Consider the following 15728-nt stretch of genomic DNA (forward strand, 5'->3'; position numbering starts at 1 on the left):
TGTTCACATTCCCGACATATTCTTAAGCAAAAAAATAGGTTGATACAAAAATGCACCAACCTTACTAACAACTATTTATTCAACAGTGAAGTCCATCGACACTTCTGACATGCTTCCTTCTTTTGGCGTCATCCATGCCTTCAACTCGTAATCTCCCGGCTCCAACTCCTCGTCAAGTTGGAATTCCTTTAAATTAATTTCATAGACCAGTTCGTCTCCAGGCTGCAACACTTCTTCTCCTTCCACCTGTAAAAACATGGCTACACTTGAGAATAGGAAAACTTGCTCCCCATCTTTCGTTTCAACAGAAAAGTCATATCTTTGGGAAGTGGAAAATTCTAAAGTTACTTCCTCCTCCGTCTGGTTGCTTACTGTATAAACGAAGATTAATTCCCCATCTTCCATAATACTTGGTACCAGTTCCCCAGTAACAGCTCCGTTCCCTGCATTATTTCCACCTTCACCTGTTGTTACCTCGTCTCCCGTTTGATTATCTCCATTACCAGTTCCACAGCCTGTTAGAAAGAGCCCTAATATAAACAAATAAAGCAGTTTTTTCATGATGATTCCCTCCAATATTCTATTGTAAAAAATTTTGTTTTTCATAATGTAAGTCGTAATTCACACCAAAATCGTTACACCATTACCATTAGGCTATCAGGAACATTATTGACAGTTTCCGGGGACAATAACACACGGGAAACATTAAAAAAACACCGTAAATTTACGGTGCAATGTGGGTATCCCTTCTCCAAGTCCATTTTTACCTTTTGGATAGGATCTATTGTTCAACCTTTTTATTTAAACCAACCCTTTTCTTTTGCACGAGTTATTGCTTCGATTCGATTCCCTACCTCTAATTTTTCCAAGATGGAAGAGATGTAATTCCGAACGGTTCCATTTGTGAGATGTAGTTCCTGAGAAATTTCCTTCGTGCTTCTCCCCTCTGCCATTAGGGATAAAACGTCATTTTCACGCTCCGTCAACGGATTTTTCTCACTATAAAATTCATCCACAAGTTCTGGGGCGTAGATACGGCGGCCTGCCATGACACTGCGGATCGAATCGGCGAGTTCGTCGCTAGGACTGTCCTTTAGCATATACCCATTAACACCGGCTTTCACTGCCCGTTGAAAGTATCCAGCACGGGCAAAGGTTGTTAAAATAATAACCTTGCAGCCAAAATCCTTTAACTCCTCAGCAGCTTCCAGCCCAGTCTTCTTGGGCATTTCAATATCCATAATACATATATCAGGTTTGTGTTCCTGTACTAGTTTTACTGCATCTTCACCGTTGCTGGCACTTCCCACAACGGTCATATCATCTTCTAAATCTAACAAAGCAGATAGAGCTCCTAGTAACATCTTCTGATCCTCAGCTATGACGATCCGAATCATAACGCTCCGCCCCCTCCCTATCTTCCGATTGAATGAAATTATTCGGTGCTTTAATAACAATGGTGGTCCCGTCTTCACCATAGATATCCAGGTTACCATTTACAAATTCCAGCCGTTCCTTCATGCCCCGAAGTCCACTGCCTTTTGTTCGATTCGCCTTTTGACCAATTCCTTTTCCGTTGTCACGGACCTTAACAACTAAATCCGTTTTAGTTGGTTCTATGGAAATGGAACAAGCGGTGGCTTTACTATGCTTTACCACATTTGTAACTGCCTCTTTAATACACATGCTCACTACATTTTCTGCTATCAAAGATGTATTAGGAGGGTGTAGCGGTCCTTCCACGTTAAATTTTATGTTTGCTGCCTTCAAAAGCTGCTTTACTCGATAGATTTCATCCTCCAGCTTTGTTCCTCGCATTTCCATGACCAGTTCTCGAACTTCTTTTAGTGTAATTCGTGCTGTTTTTTGTACATCCTTTATTTCCGTTCTTGCTTGATTAGGATTTTTACTAATGAGTTTTGCAGCTAGGTCACTTTTTAACCCAATCAATGATAGTTTTTGCCCAAGGGTGTCATGAAGGTCTCTTGAAATTCGCTGTCTTTCTTCCATCTTCACTAGCTCAGAGATACGTTTGTTCGCATCCTCCAGTTGGCCTTGAAGCATCTCTTCTTTGTTCTTGTTATATGTACTGACAGGAACAAGAATGACGGCAATGATACTTAAGAAAACAAAGGGTAGCTGTGTGATAAAAACACTATGTGTGATGAACCCATAATAACTGGTTCCAAAGGTCGTAACGAGAAGGATTGTATAAAACGTAATAAAGGCAGCCTTTTTTTTAAGGTTGCCGATAAAGAATGCTAGAAATAGAAAGAAATAAATATATCCAAATAGCAGACTCATGGCCGTGGAAATGGCAATTTGCATACCAGCCCCAATATAGACAATCCAGCCATGGGAGGCAAAGGATAATACATAGCAAATAAAGTAGCCAATGATCATAGCGATGCCAATAGCTACTTGCCAGGTGGAGGAATCATGGAAAATAAAATAAAAAGGGAGGATGTAAAAAACGATCCAAACGTACGGACTAAGTCCTGTGTTTTTCCGAAATTTTTCACCCCATTTTTTCACAATCCGTCCCTCTTTTCTTTCCTAAATCCGTTTCATTTATTTCGTTTATTGTATCATATTTTTTACTAATTAGTTTGCTTTTCGTACTAGTTCTACTTGTGGTTTTGGTGTTGGAGTAAAGTTATCCGCCAGCGATAGTTTCGCAGCTTGCTTCTTGCGGTATACTTCTTTTGCCTCTTTAAAGGTTAAGAAAGTCTTTGTCTCTTCGTCCCAAAGTCGGAATCGTAATGATTTAAAGCTAGTGCCAATTGTAATGGTTGTGGCCTTTTGAAGTGGCACAGACGAATCATGTGCCTTTTCCAAGTTATAGTTTGGCACTCTTGGACTTAAGTGATGCACGTGGTGGAACCCAATGTTACCAGTGATCCACTGAAGCACCTTCGGCAACTTGTAATAAGAGCTTCCGTCTACGGCAGCTTGCACGTAGCTCCACTCATCATCATGCTCAAAATAAGAGTCTTCAAATTGGTGTTGAACGTAAAACAACCAAATACCAAGCATCCCGGAGATGAGCATCATCGGAGCTTGAATCATAAGGAACGCCTGCCAGCCTACTAAGGCAATAAGAGTAGCATATAAAGTTACGATAGATACATTCGTAATATACGTGTTCATTCTCTCTTTTCTTCGGGCATTCTTTGTGTTAAAACGATATTGAATAACGAAAACGGCGATTGGACCTAATCCTAGCATAACAAGTGGATTTCTATAACCGCGATAAGCAATTTTTTTCCAAAGAGGCGCTTCTGCATACTCCTCTACAGTTAAGAGCCACATATCTCCTGTTCCACGTTTGTCTAAGTTACTGCTCGTTGCGTGATGAATATTATGGCTGTTCTTCCACTGCTCATAAGGAACCAGCGTCAACACTCCAGTAATAGTACCTAATATATCATTGGCTTTACGGTTTTTGAAAAACGACTGGTGACAGCAGTCATGACAAATGATAAACGTTCGAACGAGGAAACCGGCACTTACAACTAAGATCGGTAATGTAAGCCAGTAGGACACTGACAAACTTAAATAGGCAACGTACCAAAGAATTACTAACGGTCCTAACGTATTAATTACTTGTTTTATACTTTGTTTTGTATCTGATTTTTCAAAAGGAGCCATTTCCTTTTTCAATTTAGCAATATTTGAATTTGTTTTACTCATGGTTATAACCTCCCCAAATTGCGCTTTGTACTGTATCCCCAAATCACAGTACTTACTTATATCACTAAGTATAAAAAATGAAAGGGATTCCCATAAGTCATAAACGTCAGTGACACAGTATGACAAATGTCATATAAACACGATTTATAAGTTATTAACTATCGTAATATAACTAACTTCAACAGAAAAAAGGACCTCATCTGATGACAGTGGCCCTTATATAATACATTCCTTTAATTACCCGAAAGCTGTTTTGTATTGTTTTAGATGGATATACTTGGGCTTGGATACGCTACAGGCGGACGCTTTCCACTTCTCCAAGCTTTTCAAAATAGCAACTAAGTTTATGAAAACAGTCTACTTACCAAAATTAATAGTTAATCTAAATTCGAAGAGGGACAGGACTTTTATGATGATTTGGAAGGTGGATATTTCATTTCTTTTATCAATGGATAATAGCTGCTGGGCTAGTCTATGTTGTTTTGCCTCCTGTTGCAGCTCCTCCATTCGTTGTTTTGCAATACGTTCCTCTATCGGATACATTCCGACTCCCTCCTATAGGGAAAGCTCCCCCACATTTTTTAAGGATTGCGGCATTCTTCCATCCCTGATTCCTAAATCTTTTATTCTGCCAGTATTCACCCGTATGACATTTTGCAAGCTGCCTTTTAATTTTTTTTCAGAAACAATCACTTCACCTAGGATATCTAAAGCTGCTATTTTTTCACTTAGAACATCCCCCTGGACATCCCCTTCGAGGGTTAGTTGCCCTTGAACGATAAAATTCGTCGGATTCTCTAAAGCAAGAAATTCATCGTTAGACCATGTATCTTCTCCCTCAACCATAACAAAGCTATTTTTGTACGATAATATTTCTGTATCTAGATTACTCGCTATTTCATAAACCAGATCCTCTAAGGTTTCATGACAAATAACAAAAGAAGTGGACTCTAGTTTGGTGATGGCATTCGTAAGCATTTCCCTTGTTACATCTCCTTCGAGAATTAAAGGCTTCTTCGTATACAACTTTTTGTTTTTAAAACGACGAATGGAACGTGAATTCAGGCGAAGTGTTTTCGTCAATACCTCGTAGCCATCGGGGATGACCTTTACTAATTTACTGTTTACGGAAACGGCTTTCTTGTAAAAAATAGATTCTTGATTTTCAAATAAAGTAACGAGTCCTTTTAATTTTAATTTGCTAATCTTCTCGTCAAATTTTTTCAAATCTAAATCTTGAGCTAAGCGAAGAACACCACTAATGACGAGGCACTGGGAATCTTCCAAAGCGTCTAAAAAGGCATTGGATAAAGTAACTTCTCCACTTTCAAAACGTGGCTGCGGCCCTTCGTAGTGATCCACTTTCATGCCGCCCTCTGCTAAAATATTCCCTACAGCTGCAGATAAATGAGCTGGTGCATAAACACTGCCATTCACAATAAGGCTGATTTTCCCTTTTTGTAATTGATCAGGTTGAACCTCTTTATCTATAATAACCGTACCATTCACAAGCAATCGGATTGAATCTTGTATTGTGTCTAAATAAGCTTGGTCAATGATTAAATTTCCATTATAAAAACGGTAGTCCTCCGGAAGCTCAATCGTCTTACCTATATTGCCTATATTTAATTTAGATACAAGATGAGCTGTTTCTTTCCCGTAAAGGAGCATCCCCACATTTCCAATACTCTCTACCCCTTCAACACTTTCTTCTGTAGCATTCACTAAGTTTAAAATTCCCACATTCCCAATATGTTGACCCATTATACTTCCTCCTCCATTATCTCCCTTAATTGTTTTATCCCTAAATGAAGCTTATATCGTACCGTTGACGCCGGAACTCCAACCTGCTCACCTATTTCCTTACTGGATAACCCTAACCAATATCTCTTAAAAATCAGATCACTAAATTCCAATGGTAATTGGGATAATAGCTCACTCATTTCCAAGTGTTCTGTAGCAATAAACGGGATTGGAATATCTAAATCCTCCTCCCACTCTATTAGGCGCTTATCCATTCTCCGTTCATCTATAAGCTGGTTTTTCATCACTCGGTAAAACCAAGCACGCTGCTTATACTCTGGTAAACTATAAAGCTTTTTCTCACCTAACGCCTTAACCAATGCATCCTGCACGAGGTCATTTGCTTCCTGTTCATGCCTTGCTATTGACCTGGCAAAGCGATAAAGATCCAGCTTCAACTTTTCATATAGATCAATAGCTTCCATTTCCTTCCCTCGCTTATGCTTTAATGAGCTTAAAGCTCATCTTTCAAAATTTATTAGAGGTGAGAGCCGCGGCTTTTCTCTCTCATAAAGATAACGGATGAGAGGGGAAAAGTGTTGGAGAAAAATGAAAAAAGTTATAAAAAGAGCCAACACTATTGTGCTGGCCTAGCCTTGAAGATTAATCATGATGATTACCATGACGCTTATGCTTATCCCATTTTGGAATAAAACCATTATCCGCTAGTTCTTTATGGTGCTTCTCTAAACGGGAGATAATTTTCTCTCCTTTCTCCTCCGTGATAACACCATACTCCACATATTTGTGAATGATTTCTACCTTTTGCTCCAACGCTTTCTGTTGAAGCTTAGCCATTTCATCCTTCTGTTCAATGGTTAATTCCACATCTTTATTGAACCCCTCTGCACCAGCCTCAGGTGTGCAAATACCCATTGTACTTATCATTAAAACTACAGCTGCCATACCAGCAAATATGTACTTCTTCAAAATAATCACTCCCTTTTTAAAACTATAGAGCTTATGTTGTACAGTTTTTTTATTTTTATCCATAAAATTCCTGTGAACTTGACCGTTTTCCAGAACCATTAGGCTAGTTTACCGGGCCCTTGCTCACGCACTTTTATGTCCGACTTCATACACATATGGGTAAGCCTTGCAATGGGTTGGATATTTTAAAGTGTTTGATTAGATAAAAAAATACTTATTTCAATCTGTAGAGGCAATTATTTTCTAAAGGAGAGATGTAAATGTTTGGACCACTTGGAGGTTTACTTTTACCTGTTGGCGGAGCACTATTAGGAAATTATCTTACTGGACAAATGACTGGAGCTGCCGGGGCTCAGCAACCATGGGGTGCTCCCGCTGCACAACAACCTTGGGCAGGCCAACAACCATGGGGCGCACCTGCTGCTCAGCAGCCTTGGGCAGCCCAACAACCATGGGGGGCACCTGCTGCTCAGCAACCTTGGGCGCCACAACAGCAATGGGGGGCACCAGTTGCACCACCTCAATGGGGACCACGTCCAGGAGGTTTTATTAGATAAAATAAAATGATACTATTTCGAAATCAGAGCCCTTACCTGTTTCATAAAGAGGTTATGAAACAGGTAGGGACTTTAACATGCAGCTTACCCGTCTCATAAAGCAGTTATAAACTAAGTCTATTTGAATTAGCATTTTACATAATAAAACTAGTATCTTAATAACAAAAAGACACCTTCCTAATCAGGTGCCTAAATAATTGCTATTTATTTTATTTCTTAATCGAACCAGATACCATTTTGATACGGGACATGGAACCCTGGCTTTATTTTCGTTCCATTGTGGTGGCTGATGAACCCATACTGGATCGACTCAACATCTTATTTATGCCATCCATTTTGGCGGAGTGTTTTTATCCCAATACACGTCTCCGATGTTATAATGCTCTTCAAAGTTATCCTTACTTAAATGATAGTGAAAATTAAACCAGTGACCGTCCTTAGGGCGATTGTCCCGTCTTACATCAAATCTGGCAATCTCCTCTTTTGTACGGTGATCATAAAGGACGAAGATCTTTTCACCATAACCATTTGCAGGCTGCTCCGTTATTCCATAGTATTGGAACTCATCTTCTCCTGCTTCTTCAAAAATCATTTGTAACACTTCTTCTATGTTAGGCAATATAGTTGTTGTTAGCTCATCCTCTACCCGATCAATAATTCTAGGACCAAGCTTGTAGAGTGTTTGCTCTTTTGCTTGTGCAGTTAGCATATTAACTAAATAATCAGCTGATGAAGTCGTGTCATCATTATCTTCGTATTCATTAGAGTAATCTATTTCATTGTTATGTGTATTTTCCGATGACTGATTATCTGCATACTCCCGTGAAGAAGAGACAACGTCCTCGTTCTCTGCACGTGTATCCAAATAGTTTGGTGGTATAAAAACACCAAGAGTCATAAATGTAATTAGGATAACGGATACTTTTTTAAACCATAGCTTCATAGAAATGTCTCCCTTTTGTGTCCTTACCTAGATTTTACCACGTTGAGGGAGAAAGTCTATAAATCTATTCAATTTTAACTAAAGTGTCATAATTTTTAACATTTTTTTAGATTTCTAAAGTAAAGGGGGGAATCAACAAGGGTGGCACAAATTACCCCTGTGTCGTTTCATTCTCCAACGGTTCCAGTAGCCCCATGTCTAAACACATCTGCAGCAGCAGCTTTTTCTCCACTTTAGGAAACTGCATTATAATATGGGTATGATCAACCTTTACAATTTTCCCTCTGCCAAAAACCCGGTGTTTAACGGTCTCCCCTTCTTTTAATAATTCCTTTTCCTTTATAGCGTTCGGATTGGTAACAACCTCATCTTGAAACTTTTTCCGCTGGCTTATTCCACTCTTCTTCTTCGTATCAGCCTCTGTCTCTCGCTTTTCCTTTGGAGGGTTCATTATTTTCTTTACATCTCTTACAAACTGAGAGGGGCGAACTCTGACAAAATCTTTGGTGGAATAGGTTACTAGGACCAATTTCTGTTGTGCCCGAGTCATTCCAACGTAAAAAAGCCGAACTGCCTCTTCCATCATTTCTAATTCTCCATCACGATAGGAATCGATGTCATCCTGTGACGGAATAATTCCATCGATGAGGTCGATCATGTACACTTCCTTAAACTCTAGCCCTTTAGAGCTATGAAGGGTGGAGAAGGTCACTACGTTTTTTCCCTTGTTGAACTTGGAGCTCTTCAATAAACCTTCTAAATACTGCAGTCGTTTTGCAAAGTCTTCCATCGTTTCAAGGGTATCGGCGATCTCCTCTAACGTATTGAGAATTCCATTTAGATAATCCATTTTAAAACCTAGTCGTTCACAGATTTTTTCAAGGACCTTTTCATAACCCAAATCCGTTCGGATCATTCTAATGACTGGTAGTGGCTTGGCCCCTTTCATCTCCTGAAAGACTTTCTTTGCTTCCTTGAGTTTTTTCACTTGATGCCCTTTTAATTCTCCACTTGCAAGTAACTGGTCAAAAACAGATAGATCACTAGAAACTAGTTTGAGAGACTCCACCTTACTTTTGGAAATGTATAAGTCCATTTTCATCCCAATTCTCTCAAAAATATCTGCTCGCTTCATGTTAAAGCTCATCCTCATGAAATTCAAGATATCTTCAACGACCCAATGGGAGAAAAAGCGATTGTCGGAATCCTTCAAATAAAAGGGAATACCCGCTCGATCCATCTCATTCATAAGGATGATGGACGAGGAATTGTTCCTAAACAAAACAGCTACGTCGGAGTAATTCCCTGTTCTTTCCTTAATAGCCTGTACCACATATTTTGCTTGGAATTTATAATCAGTCAGCGTTTGGATCCGTATAGGCTCTTGGGAGGGATTTTCTGTAAACATATTTTTATCATAACGCTGCTTGTTTCTTTTAATAAATTGGTTGGCCACATCTACTATATCCTTCGATGAACGATAATTTTGTTCCATCATCAATATTTCAGCATCGGGAAACACCTCTTTGAAGTTAAGTAAATACTGAGGTTCCGCAGCTCTCCACGTATAGATGGACTGATCATCATCGGCAACCACACACAAATTACCATGTTCCTTTACTAATTTTTCAATAATAGCGTGCTGGACCATGGACGTGTCCTGGCTTTCATCTGTTAATACATAATCATATCTGTTCTGATACTTCCTTAGAAGATTAAGGTCCTTTTCCATGGCATGATTAGCAATCGTCAGCATGTCATCATAATCCAATAAAAGGTTCGTTCCCTGTGATCGCTTTAGCTTCTCATACTCTTGAAAAATCATCTGAGCCCGCGGTACTTCACATTTTACGGAAGCCCACTCCCCTTTCGGAAGAAGTTTATTTTTAATAAAACTAATATAGGTTGTGAGCTCGTCCATTTGATCTTCCGTTATCTTGTCCCCGACAAGCTGTTCGAAGAGGTTTCGTAAAATCAACTTTTTATTTAGGGGAAGCTGCTGCGGTCCGTTATTCTTCTTGTTAGCGTCTCCTTCTATCAAATCAAATGTCAATCTTTTTTTATAAAAATATTCTCTCGTTATCTCAAAAGCGAGGCTATGAATGGTAGAAAAATCAACAGGGGCAAGCTCTGGGAAAAAACGTTGGAATCGATCCTTCATATCCATTGCAGATGCTTTACTGAAGGTAACTCCTTTAATACGAGAAGGATCTGCTCCCTTTTCCGTAATAAGATAGCCAATTCTCATAATAATGGTGGTAGTTTTTCCCGAACCAGGTGAGGCGAGCAACAGTAATTGCCCTTCCGTATGTAGTACAGCCTTTTTCTGAACTTCGTTTAAAGAAACACCAATTTCCTGTTTTTTACGTTCAAAAAACACTTCCCCTGACAGCCTATTCATATAAATCCCTCTCATTTTTACATATTAATTCTAGTTCTATTATATAAGATTAACAAATTAAGAACCTACTATGATAGTATCTCCAAAAAATTACCTGTCTATGTGCGGTTTTTGCGGTTCTATGTGCGGTTTTTCAGCTTATATGTGCGATTTTCAGAGCTCTATGTGCGATTTTATACCTTCTATGTGCGATTCGACAAATCCCAACAAAATCCACCACACCCCATCCAAGCTCTCCCCTATAAAAAAAGCCAGCGTCCTATCTCGAACGCTGACCTTTTTATATTTTTTCTATGATGTCGTCACTATGAAGTATGTAGGCCTAAGAAATACTTTCATCTACTGCATGCTGCCAGTCAGGGAAATGGTAAAGGGCATTTTTCACTAACCTTGGGTGTGTTTTCTTTAGCTTCTTCTTACTTAATACCCCCATTTCCTCCTTTAACTGTTGAATTTCTAGTAGTACTTCTTCCATGGTCATATCTGCTTCCATGAACCGCACCTCCTTTCTAAAATCATTTTTATATTCTCCAAATCAAGAAAATTAATACACTAAATTTTTTGTATTTTTCGTGAAGAAAAAATTTTCTCAGCACACTGCACTATTCAGGTATTTCTAAAAATTCATCAGAAAAATAAAAAATACCATCCCCTACATGAGAATGGCACTTTTCCTTATGAATTTTCCCTTTCTAATTTCTTTCTTTTTTTACCTTGGACAAATCGATAGGCTAGAAAAGCAATATAAAGTGGTGTAGCGATATAAATCAAGTAAGGAAACTGAGTATAGGATCCTCTATAGATCACAATTAGTAAACACCCAAGAAATATCGTTATAATTGTACCGTATTTAGGAAGTGGCACATCCTTTAAGCTTGGAATTTTTATCCTGCTTACCATTAAAAAGCACAATGCTGTAAAGATAACGGTCGTAATAATTTCAGGCATTGTATTCCCGAACAATGTTAGTAAAGCCAGTATTCCTCCCGCTGCTGTAATGGGCACACCTGTAAAATGGCTCATAGATGATTTTGGTGGTGTCACATTGAAACGAGCTAAACGGTAGGCCCCGAATAAGGGAAATAGACCGGCAACAGCAAATCCCAACAAACCAAATTGGAAAAAATATGTATAATATACTAAAAAGGATGGAGCTACACCAAACGTAACGATATCTGCCAAGGAATCTAATTCCTTCCCAAATGTGCTATCTGCATTCAGCATTCTCGCCAATCTGCCGTCCATACTGTCTAACATCATTCCAATTAATATTAAAATGGCTGCATTATTATACTGTCCGTCAGCGGCAAAACCAATGGATAAAAACCCGCAATAAAGGTTGGCCAACGTGACCATATTTGGTATGCCTTTCGTTATTTTCATGCTACGTTCCCACTCCACTCCATACAATAATTTTCATATTTATATATCTATCCTTATACAATAGTATATTTTCTTTTCCATGGCAAAAGTAATCTTTTTTATACTCGAATCCGTTCCAACAGTTACTTTCCACTACTTGGAGTTGTCGATAACAATCGCTTTTGTGAAATATTCCTTTATAAAGTACATTAATTTGATTAATGGCTCTCATACTTTTAATATAGACGTAAGGAGAATGTTCATACACCATTATCTTATTCTTTTTTAAAGGCATCAAATCTAAAGGAGTTGTTTCACACATGGAGCCATTGGCAGTTCAGCAATGTGTAGAGGTTCATCAGGAGATTAGTCCCATTGAAAAGAAAATTGTAGAGGTTACATACGATATGAAGCTTTATGAAGACAAGATTACCGTAAAGGACTATATGTATCCCATCACCTCTATTTTTGACATTTCTTACAGAAAGAAAGAAGAGGACGGAGCAATGGGGTATATTTATTTGCATACAAACAAAGGGGTTCGTACCTATTATATAAAGGAAGAACCCTCAGAATTTGTAAATGCTTATTTTAAATTAAAAAGGGAAAGGCCGGAGCTTCAATAGCATGGCTTCGACTCACATCGCCCTTTAATGCTTTCTTACAACTTGACTATTATAAACTTCCTCAATCGTAATGTCTTCCTTATCCCCAACTGCCAGCTGGGCTGCTCTAGTAAGTATATTTTCTTCGGCAATGGAGGCTAAATACAAGGTCTCCGTTTTCCCTTCTAAGACAGAGTCCGTCTTTAATTCATAATAATGAATGACAGCCTTAATAATTTCCTTGAGACTATTTGGGTTATTCGGGTCAAAACTCTCTGTGGCAGCGATTGTATCATAAACAAATTGCTGAATGGATTTTTTTCCTTTCATCACCTTCACCTCTATGGAAAAATTGTACCGTGATTGCAAAAGAAAAACAAACTTTTGAAAAGGCTCTTTTCTAAAAAATTGTTTTCTAAGAATATAAATTTGGCTTGGATACGCTTCAGGCAGACCAATTACGCCTAAAGGCAGCCCACGTCCTGCGTCTGCGATTACTCGACGCAAACTATTCGAGGAAGCATTTCAGGCCCCGCTTGTGGGCAACGGCATAATGTCGCCATCCTGGCTCCGCGGGCAACACTTCAGCCTCCTCGGGAAAACCGCCCCACGGTGTCTTCAGTCGTTGCTTTTCCCGCTGGAGTCGCCGCCTTCCGCTTCCCCAAGCTTATTAAAAAGCATCCAAGTATACGAAAACAGCCTTTGATAAAAAGGCCACCCTTGATTGAGGATCGCTACTGCCTTTTCCATATAGTTACTTCTGCCTTTTTTCTAGGACTGCTTCGGAAATGGTATCGTACATTATTTCAACGCCTTTACTGGATGCTTCAAAGCTGAAGGCATTTTCCATCGTGATGCCAAGATTATCTGCTTCTCTAGGCGCATCCATATTTGCTCCCATAAAAATAAACTCCCAGCTGTATTTGTCTTGCTGATGCTTGATGAGCTCCTTCACCTTTTCATAAGAAAACTCTCGACTTGCGTTTTCCATCCCATCGGTTGTGATGACAAAAATAACCTTATTAGGCCTGCGATCCTCCCTTGTATTATTCAACCTGTGACCTACATCCAAAATGGTTTTTCCAACAGAGTCTAGGAGTGCTGTGCAACCCCTAAGGTAGTACTCCTTCTCCGTCAGTTTAATTGACCCTGCATCTACACCATTCCACAATACTTCATATTGATCATCGAATAGTACAGTAGTGATAATCGTTTCTCCTTCTTGCTGGCATTGCCTTTTAACAAAAGTGTTGAACCCGCCAATCGTGTCCCCTTCTAGCCCTGCCATTGAACCACTTCGATCCAGTAAAAAAATGATTTCAGTCAACATAAATATCCTCTCCTCCCATTTATTTGATAAGATAATACTAAAGGGATACCAACAATAAATGGTCGCTTCCTAAGCGACATTTTGGAGGAAGAGACATGCTCGATAAAAAGCTATTGGAAGAGTTAGAAGAGTATATTCGATTTCATACGGATGTGATTGTATTAGAATCGGTAAAATCCTCTGAATATATTTTGGCAGATATGTCTCCCATTGAGCTGGAAGATTTCATCGAAAAAAATCGTCAACCTACTTTAAAGGCAGTGTTGTTTAATTATATTGATACAAAAGGGGCAAGTGATTCGGAGATATACAAAAAAGCCGGCATTGATCGGAAACACTTTTCCAAAATCCGTTCCAACCCTAACTACCGTCTAGGGAAAAATACCGTCATTGCATTGGCCTTCGCCCTTGAATTAAATGATGACGAAATGGATAAGCTATTAAGCTCTGCAGGCTATTCTTTATCCAACAGCGAAACTGCCGACCTTATCATCCAATTTCACCTCGAAAAAAAGATCTATGACCTACAGCTCGTTAATGAAGCCTTGGACTATTTCAGTTTAAAGCCGCTGACAGGTGGGGGATTAAAATAATAGGGAAGCTGTCGCCATAAAAAGATTGGAGCAAGCTTCCCTAATAAAATGTTGCATTCAAAAAATTATTTAATTCCATAATATCTACATTTATCATAAAAGCTTGTTTTACCTATTCCTAGTAATTTAGCTGCTTCTAATTTGTTTCCGCTTGTTAATTCCATGGCTTGTATAATAGCCTTTTTTTCTACTTCCTCTATTGTTTCCTTAAGAGGTCGAAAATGGGATGAGGATAGGTTAACAGTTACCTCGTTGCCAGAGTAGCTTGTGTTTTGTGGCTTTACTTCTTTATCGGTAATATATAAAGGTAGATGGATTAATTCAATTCTATTACCATCTAGAACGTTGATCGCCCTTTCTAGAACATTCTCCAGTTCTCGTACATTTCCAGGCCAATTATGCGCCTCGAGAGCTTTAATAACTTCAGGAGTTAAGTCTGTGCCATTTCTGTAAAATTTCCTTTCTAGCTTTAATAATAGACTTCTAGAGATGGCTTCAATATCTTCTTTCCTTTTTCGAAGGGGTGGAAGCTCTATATTTATTACATTTAATCGGTAAAAGAGATCCTGACGGAAGGTGCCTTCTTTCACCATCTTTGCTAGATTTCGATTTGTAGCTGCTATAATTCGTAAATTAACTGCCTCTGTCTTTTGGCCCCCCACAGGCTGAATCTCGTTCTCCTGCAATACCCGTAATAATTTACTTTGAGAAGTAAGAGATAACTCTCCGATCTCATCTAGAAAAACTGTCCCCTGATTAGCGACCTTTAATAGTCCTTCTTTTCCTCCCTTTTTTGCCCCCGTAAAGGCTCCATCCGCATAGCCAAAAAGCTCCGATTCAAAGAGGCTTTCGGGAATGGATGCACAGTTAATAGGAACAAATGGGTACTCACTACGTAAGCTGCTATGATGAATGGCATGGGCAAATAACTCTTTTCCTGTTCCAGACTCCCCAGTTATTAAAATAGAGGAATCGCTACCTGCTACTCTTTCCCCTAATATTTTTACGGTAGTGAATTCAGCACTTTTCCCTACTAGATCGTTGAATGTGTATTTACTTTTCAATTCGTTTACCGATTTATTTTTATAAAAATTTAATTCTTCCATTAGCTTATTCATTTTATTTTTATAAAGTCTTAAGTTATCAGGATCAGGAAACATCACTGTCCCCAATGCTCCCACTAGTTCACCATCAATGATGATAGGGTATCGATTCGCAATCATTACACTGCCATTAATCGGTTGAAGATTTTCTATTTCCCTCTGACCTGTTTCCAGTACAATGTGCATCCGCGTATTTTCAATAACTTCCTGTACCGGAAGACCTATAGCTTTATCCATTGATGTTCCTAAGAAATCGCAATACGCATCATCTATATAAGCAATTATCCCATCCCGATCCACTACAACGATTCGTTCCATGCTAAGTCGAATAATTTCTTCTAACCATTCAAATGGAAGCCTTTTCATATCGATTAAAATACCTCCAATCAATTAGACTCTATTATATCA

Annotated in this window: 18 protein-coding genes; 3 read left to right on the forward strand and 15 right to left on the reverse strand. The window is 38.9% G+C overall.

Going from position 1 to position 15728, the window contains the following annotated elements:
- Positions 1-75 precede the first annotated feature (75 nt).
- From J2S74_RS04135 to J2S74_RS04170, 8 genes are all read right to left on the reverse strand, one after another.
- Positions 76-561 carry a BsuPI-related putative proteinase inhibitor gene (locus tag J2S74_RS04135; RefSeq protein WP_307322189.1) on the reverse strand — a complete coding sequence of 162 codons (486 nt, stop codon included), beginning with the start codon at positions 559-561 and terminating at the stop codon, positions 76-78.
- 236 nt (positions 562-797) lie between these two features.
- Positions 798-1397: a response regulator transcription factor gene (locus J2S74_RS04140; protein ID WP_307322193.1), complete on the reverse strand. Its 600-nt coding sequence runs from the start codon at positions 1395-1397 to the stop codon at positions 798-800.
- Positions 1375-2535 (reverse strand): sensor histidine kinase, encoded by a 1161-nt coding sequence (locus tag J2S74_RS04145; RefSeq protein ID WP_307322196.1) that lies wholly within the window; start codon positions 2533-2535, stop codon positions 1375-1377. The genes J2S74_RS04140 and J2S74_RS04145 overlap by 23 nt, the downstream gene beginning before the upstream one ends.
- A 69-nt stretch (positions 2536-2604) precedes the next feature.
- The gene (gene desA / locus J2S74_RS04150; protein WP_307322199.1) at positions 2605-3693 is read right to left on the reverse strand and encodes a Delta(5) desaturase DesA; all 1089 of its coding nucleotides are present in this window, start codon (positions 3691-3693) and stop codon (positions 2605-2607) included.
- A gap of 357 nt (positions 3694-4050) precedes the next feature.
- Positions 4051-4236: a hypothetical protein gene (locus tag J2S74_RS04155; RefSeq protein ID WP_307322205.1), complete on the reverse strand. Its 186-nt coding sequence runs from the start codon at positions 4234-4236 to the stop codon at positions 4051-4053.
- A 12-nt stretch (positions 4237-4248) separates the two neighbouring features.
- Complete coding sequence (locus J2S74_RS04160) at positions 4249-5457, reverse strand: hypothetical protein (protein ID WP_307322208.1); 1209 nt, start codon at positions 5455-5457, stop codon at positions 4249-4251.
- Positions 5457-5921, reverse strand: a complete 465-nt coding sequence (locus J2S74_RS04165; protein WP_307322211.1) for an RNA polymerase sigma factor — start codon at positions 5919-5921, stop codon at positions 5457-5459. The genes J2S74_RS04160 and J2S74_RS04165 overlap by 1 nt, the downstream gene beginning before the upstream one ends.
- Positions 5922-6099: 178 nt before the next feature.
- Positions 6100-6426, reverse strand: a complete 327-nt coding sequence (locus J2S74_RS04170; protein WP_307322213.1) for a YckD family protein — start codon at positions 6424-6426, stop codon at positions 6100-6102.
- A gap of 260 nt (positions 6427-6686) precedes the next feature.
- Between J2S74_RS04170 and J2S74_RS04175 the strand changes: the two genes are divergently transcribed.
- Positions 6687-6983, forward strand: coding sequence for a hypothetical protein (locus J2S74_RS04175; protein WP_307322215.1), 297 nt, complete (start codon positions 6687-6689; stop codon positions 6981-6983).
- 322 nt (positions 6984-7305) lie between these two features.
- On the opposite strand, the gene J2S74_RS04180 is transcribed toward J2S74_RS04175, so the two are convergent.
- From J2S74_RS04180 to pssA, 4 genes are all read right to left on the reverse strand, one after another.
- The gene (locus J2S74_RS04180; protein ID WP_307322218.1) at positions 7306-7926 is read right to left on the reverse strand and encodes a YpjP family protein; all 621 of its coding nucleotides are present in this window, start codon (positions 7924-7926) and stop codon (positions 7306-7308) included.
- 151 nt (positions 7927-8077) lie between these two features.
- The gene (locus J2S74_RS04185; protein WP_307322221.1) at positions 8078-10327 is read right to left on the reverse strand and encodes an ATP-dependent helicase; all 2250 of its coding nucleotides are present in this window, start codon (positions 10325-10327) and stop codon (positions 8078-8080) included.
- A gap of 322 nt (positions 10328-10649) precedes the next feature.
- Positions 10650-10820 (reverse strand): hypothetical protein, encoded by a 171-nt coding sequence (locus tag J2S74_RS04190; protein ID WP_307322224.1) that lies wholly within the window; start codon positions 10818-10820, stop codon positions 10650-10652.
- A 182-nt stretch (positions 10821-11002) separates the two neighbouring features.
- Positions 11003-11710 (reverse strand): CDP-diacylglycerol--serine O-phosphatidyltransferase, encoded by a 708-nt coding sequence (gene pssA, locus J2S74_RS04195; RefSeq protein WP_307322227.1) that lies wholly within the window; start codon positions 11708-11710, stop codon positions 11003-11005.
- A 299-nt stretch (positions 11711-12009) separates the two neighbouring features.
- Here pssA and J2S74_RS04200 point away from each other — a divergent pair, with 299 nt between their 5' ends.
- Positions 12010-12315, forward strand: coding sequence for a hypothetical protein (locus J2S74_RS04200; RefSeq protein ID WP_307322228.1), 306 nt, complete (start codon positions 12010-12012; stop codon positions 12313-12315).
- Positions 12316-12339: 24 nt separating this feature from the next.
- On the opposite strand, the gene J2S74_RS04205 is transcribed toward J2S74_RS04200, so the two are convergent.
- Together J2S74_RS04205 and J2S74_RS04210 are read right to left on the reverse strand one after the other, a co-directional pair.
- On the reverse strand, positions 12340-12801 hold the full coding sequence (locus tag J2S74_RS04205; protein WP_307322230.1) for a DUF6407 family protein: 462 nt from the start codon (positions 12799-12801) through the stop codon (positions 12340-12342).
- A gap of 247 nt (positions 12802-13048) precedes the next feature.
- Positions 13049-13624: a vWA domain-containing protein gene (locus J2S74_RS04210; protein WP_307322232.1), complete on the reverse strand. Its 576-nt coding sequence runs from the start codon at positions 13622-13624 to the stop codon at positions 13049-13051.
- A 95-nt stretch (positions 13625-13719) separates the two neighbouring features.
- Between J2S74_RS04210 and J2S74_RS04215 the strand changes: the two genes are divergently transcribed.
- Positions 13720-14217: a hypothetical protein gene (locus J2S74_RS04215; protein WP_307322234.1), complete on the forward strand. Its 498-nt coding sequence runs from the start codon at positions 13720-13722 to the stop codon at positions 14215-14217.
- A 65-nt stretch (positions 14218-14282) separates the two neighbouring features.
- On the opposite strand, the gene J2S74_RS04220 is transcribed toward J2S74_RS04215, so the two are convergent.
- Positions 14283-15686 carry a sigma-54 interaction domain-containing protein gene (locus J2S74_RS04220; protein ID WP_307322237.1) on the reverse strand — a complete coding sequence of 468 codons (1404 nt, stop codon included), beginning with the start codon at positions 15684-15686 and terminating at the stop codon, positions 14283-14285.
- Positions 15687-15728 lie beyond the last annotated feature (42 nt).

Source organism: Evansella vedderi (assembly GCF_030813435.1).
Classification (GTDB): Bacteria; Bacillota; Bacilli; order Bacillales; family Salisediminibacteriaceae; genus Evansella; species Evansella vedderi.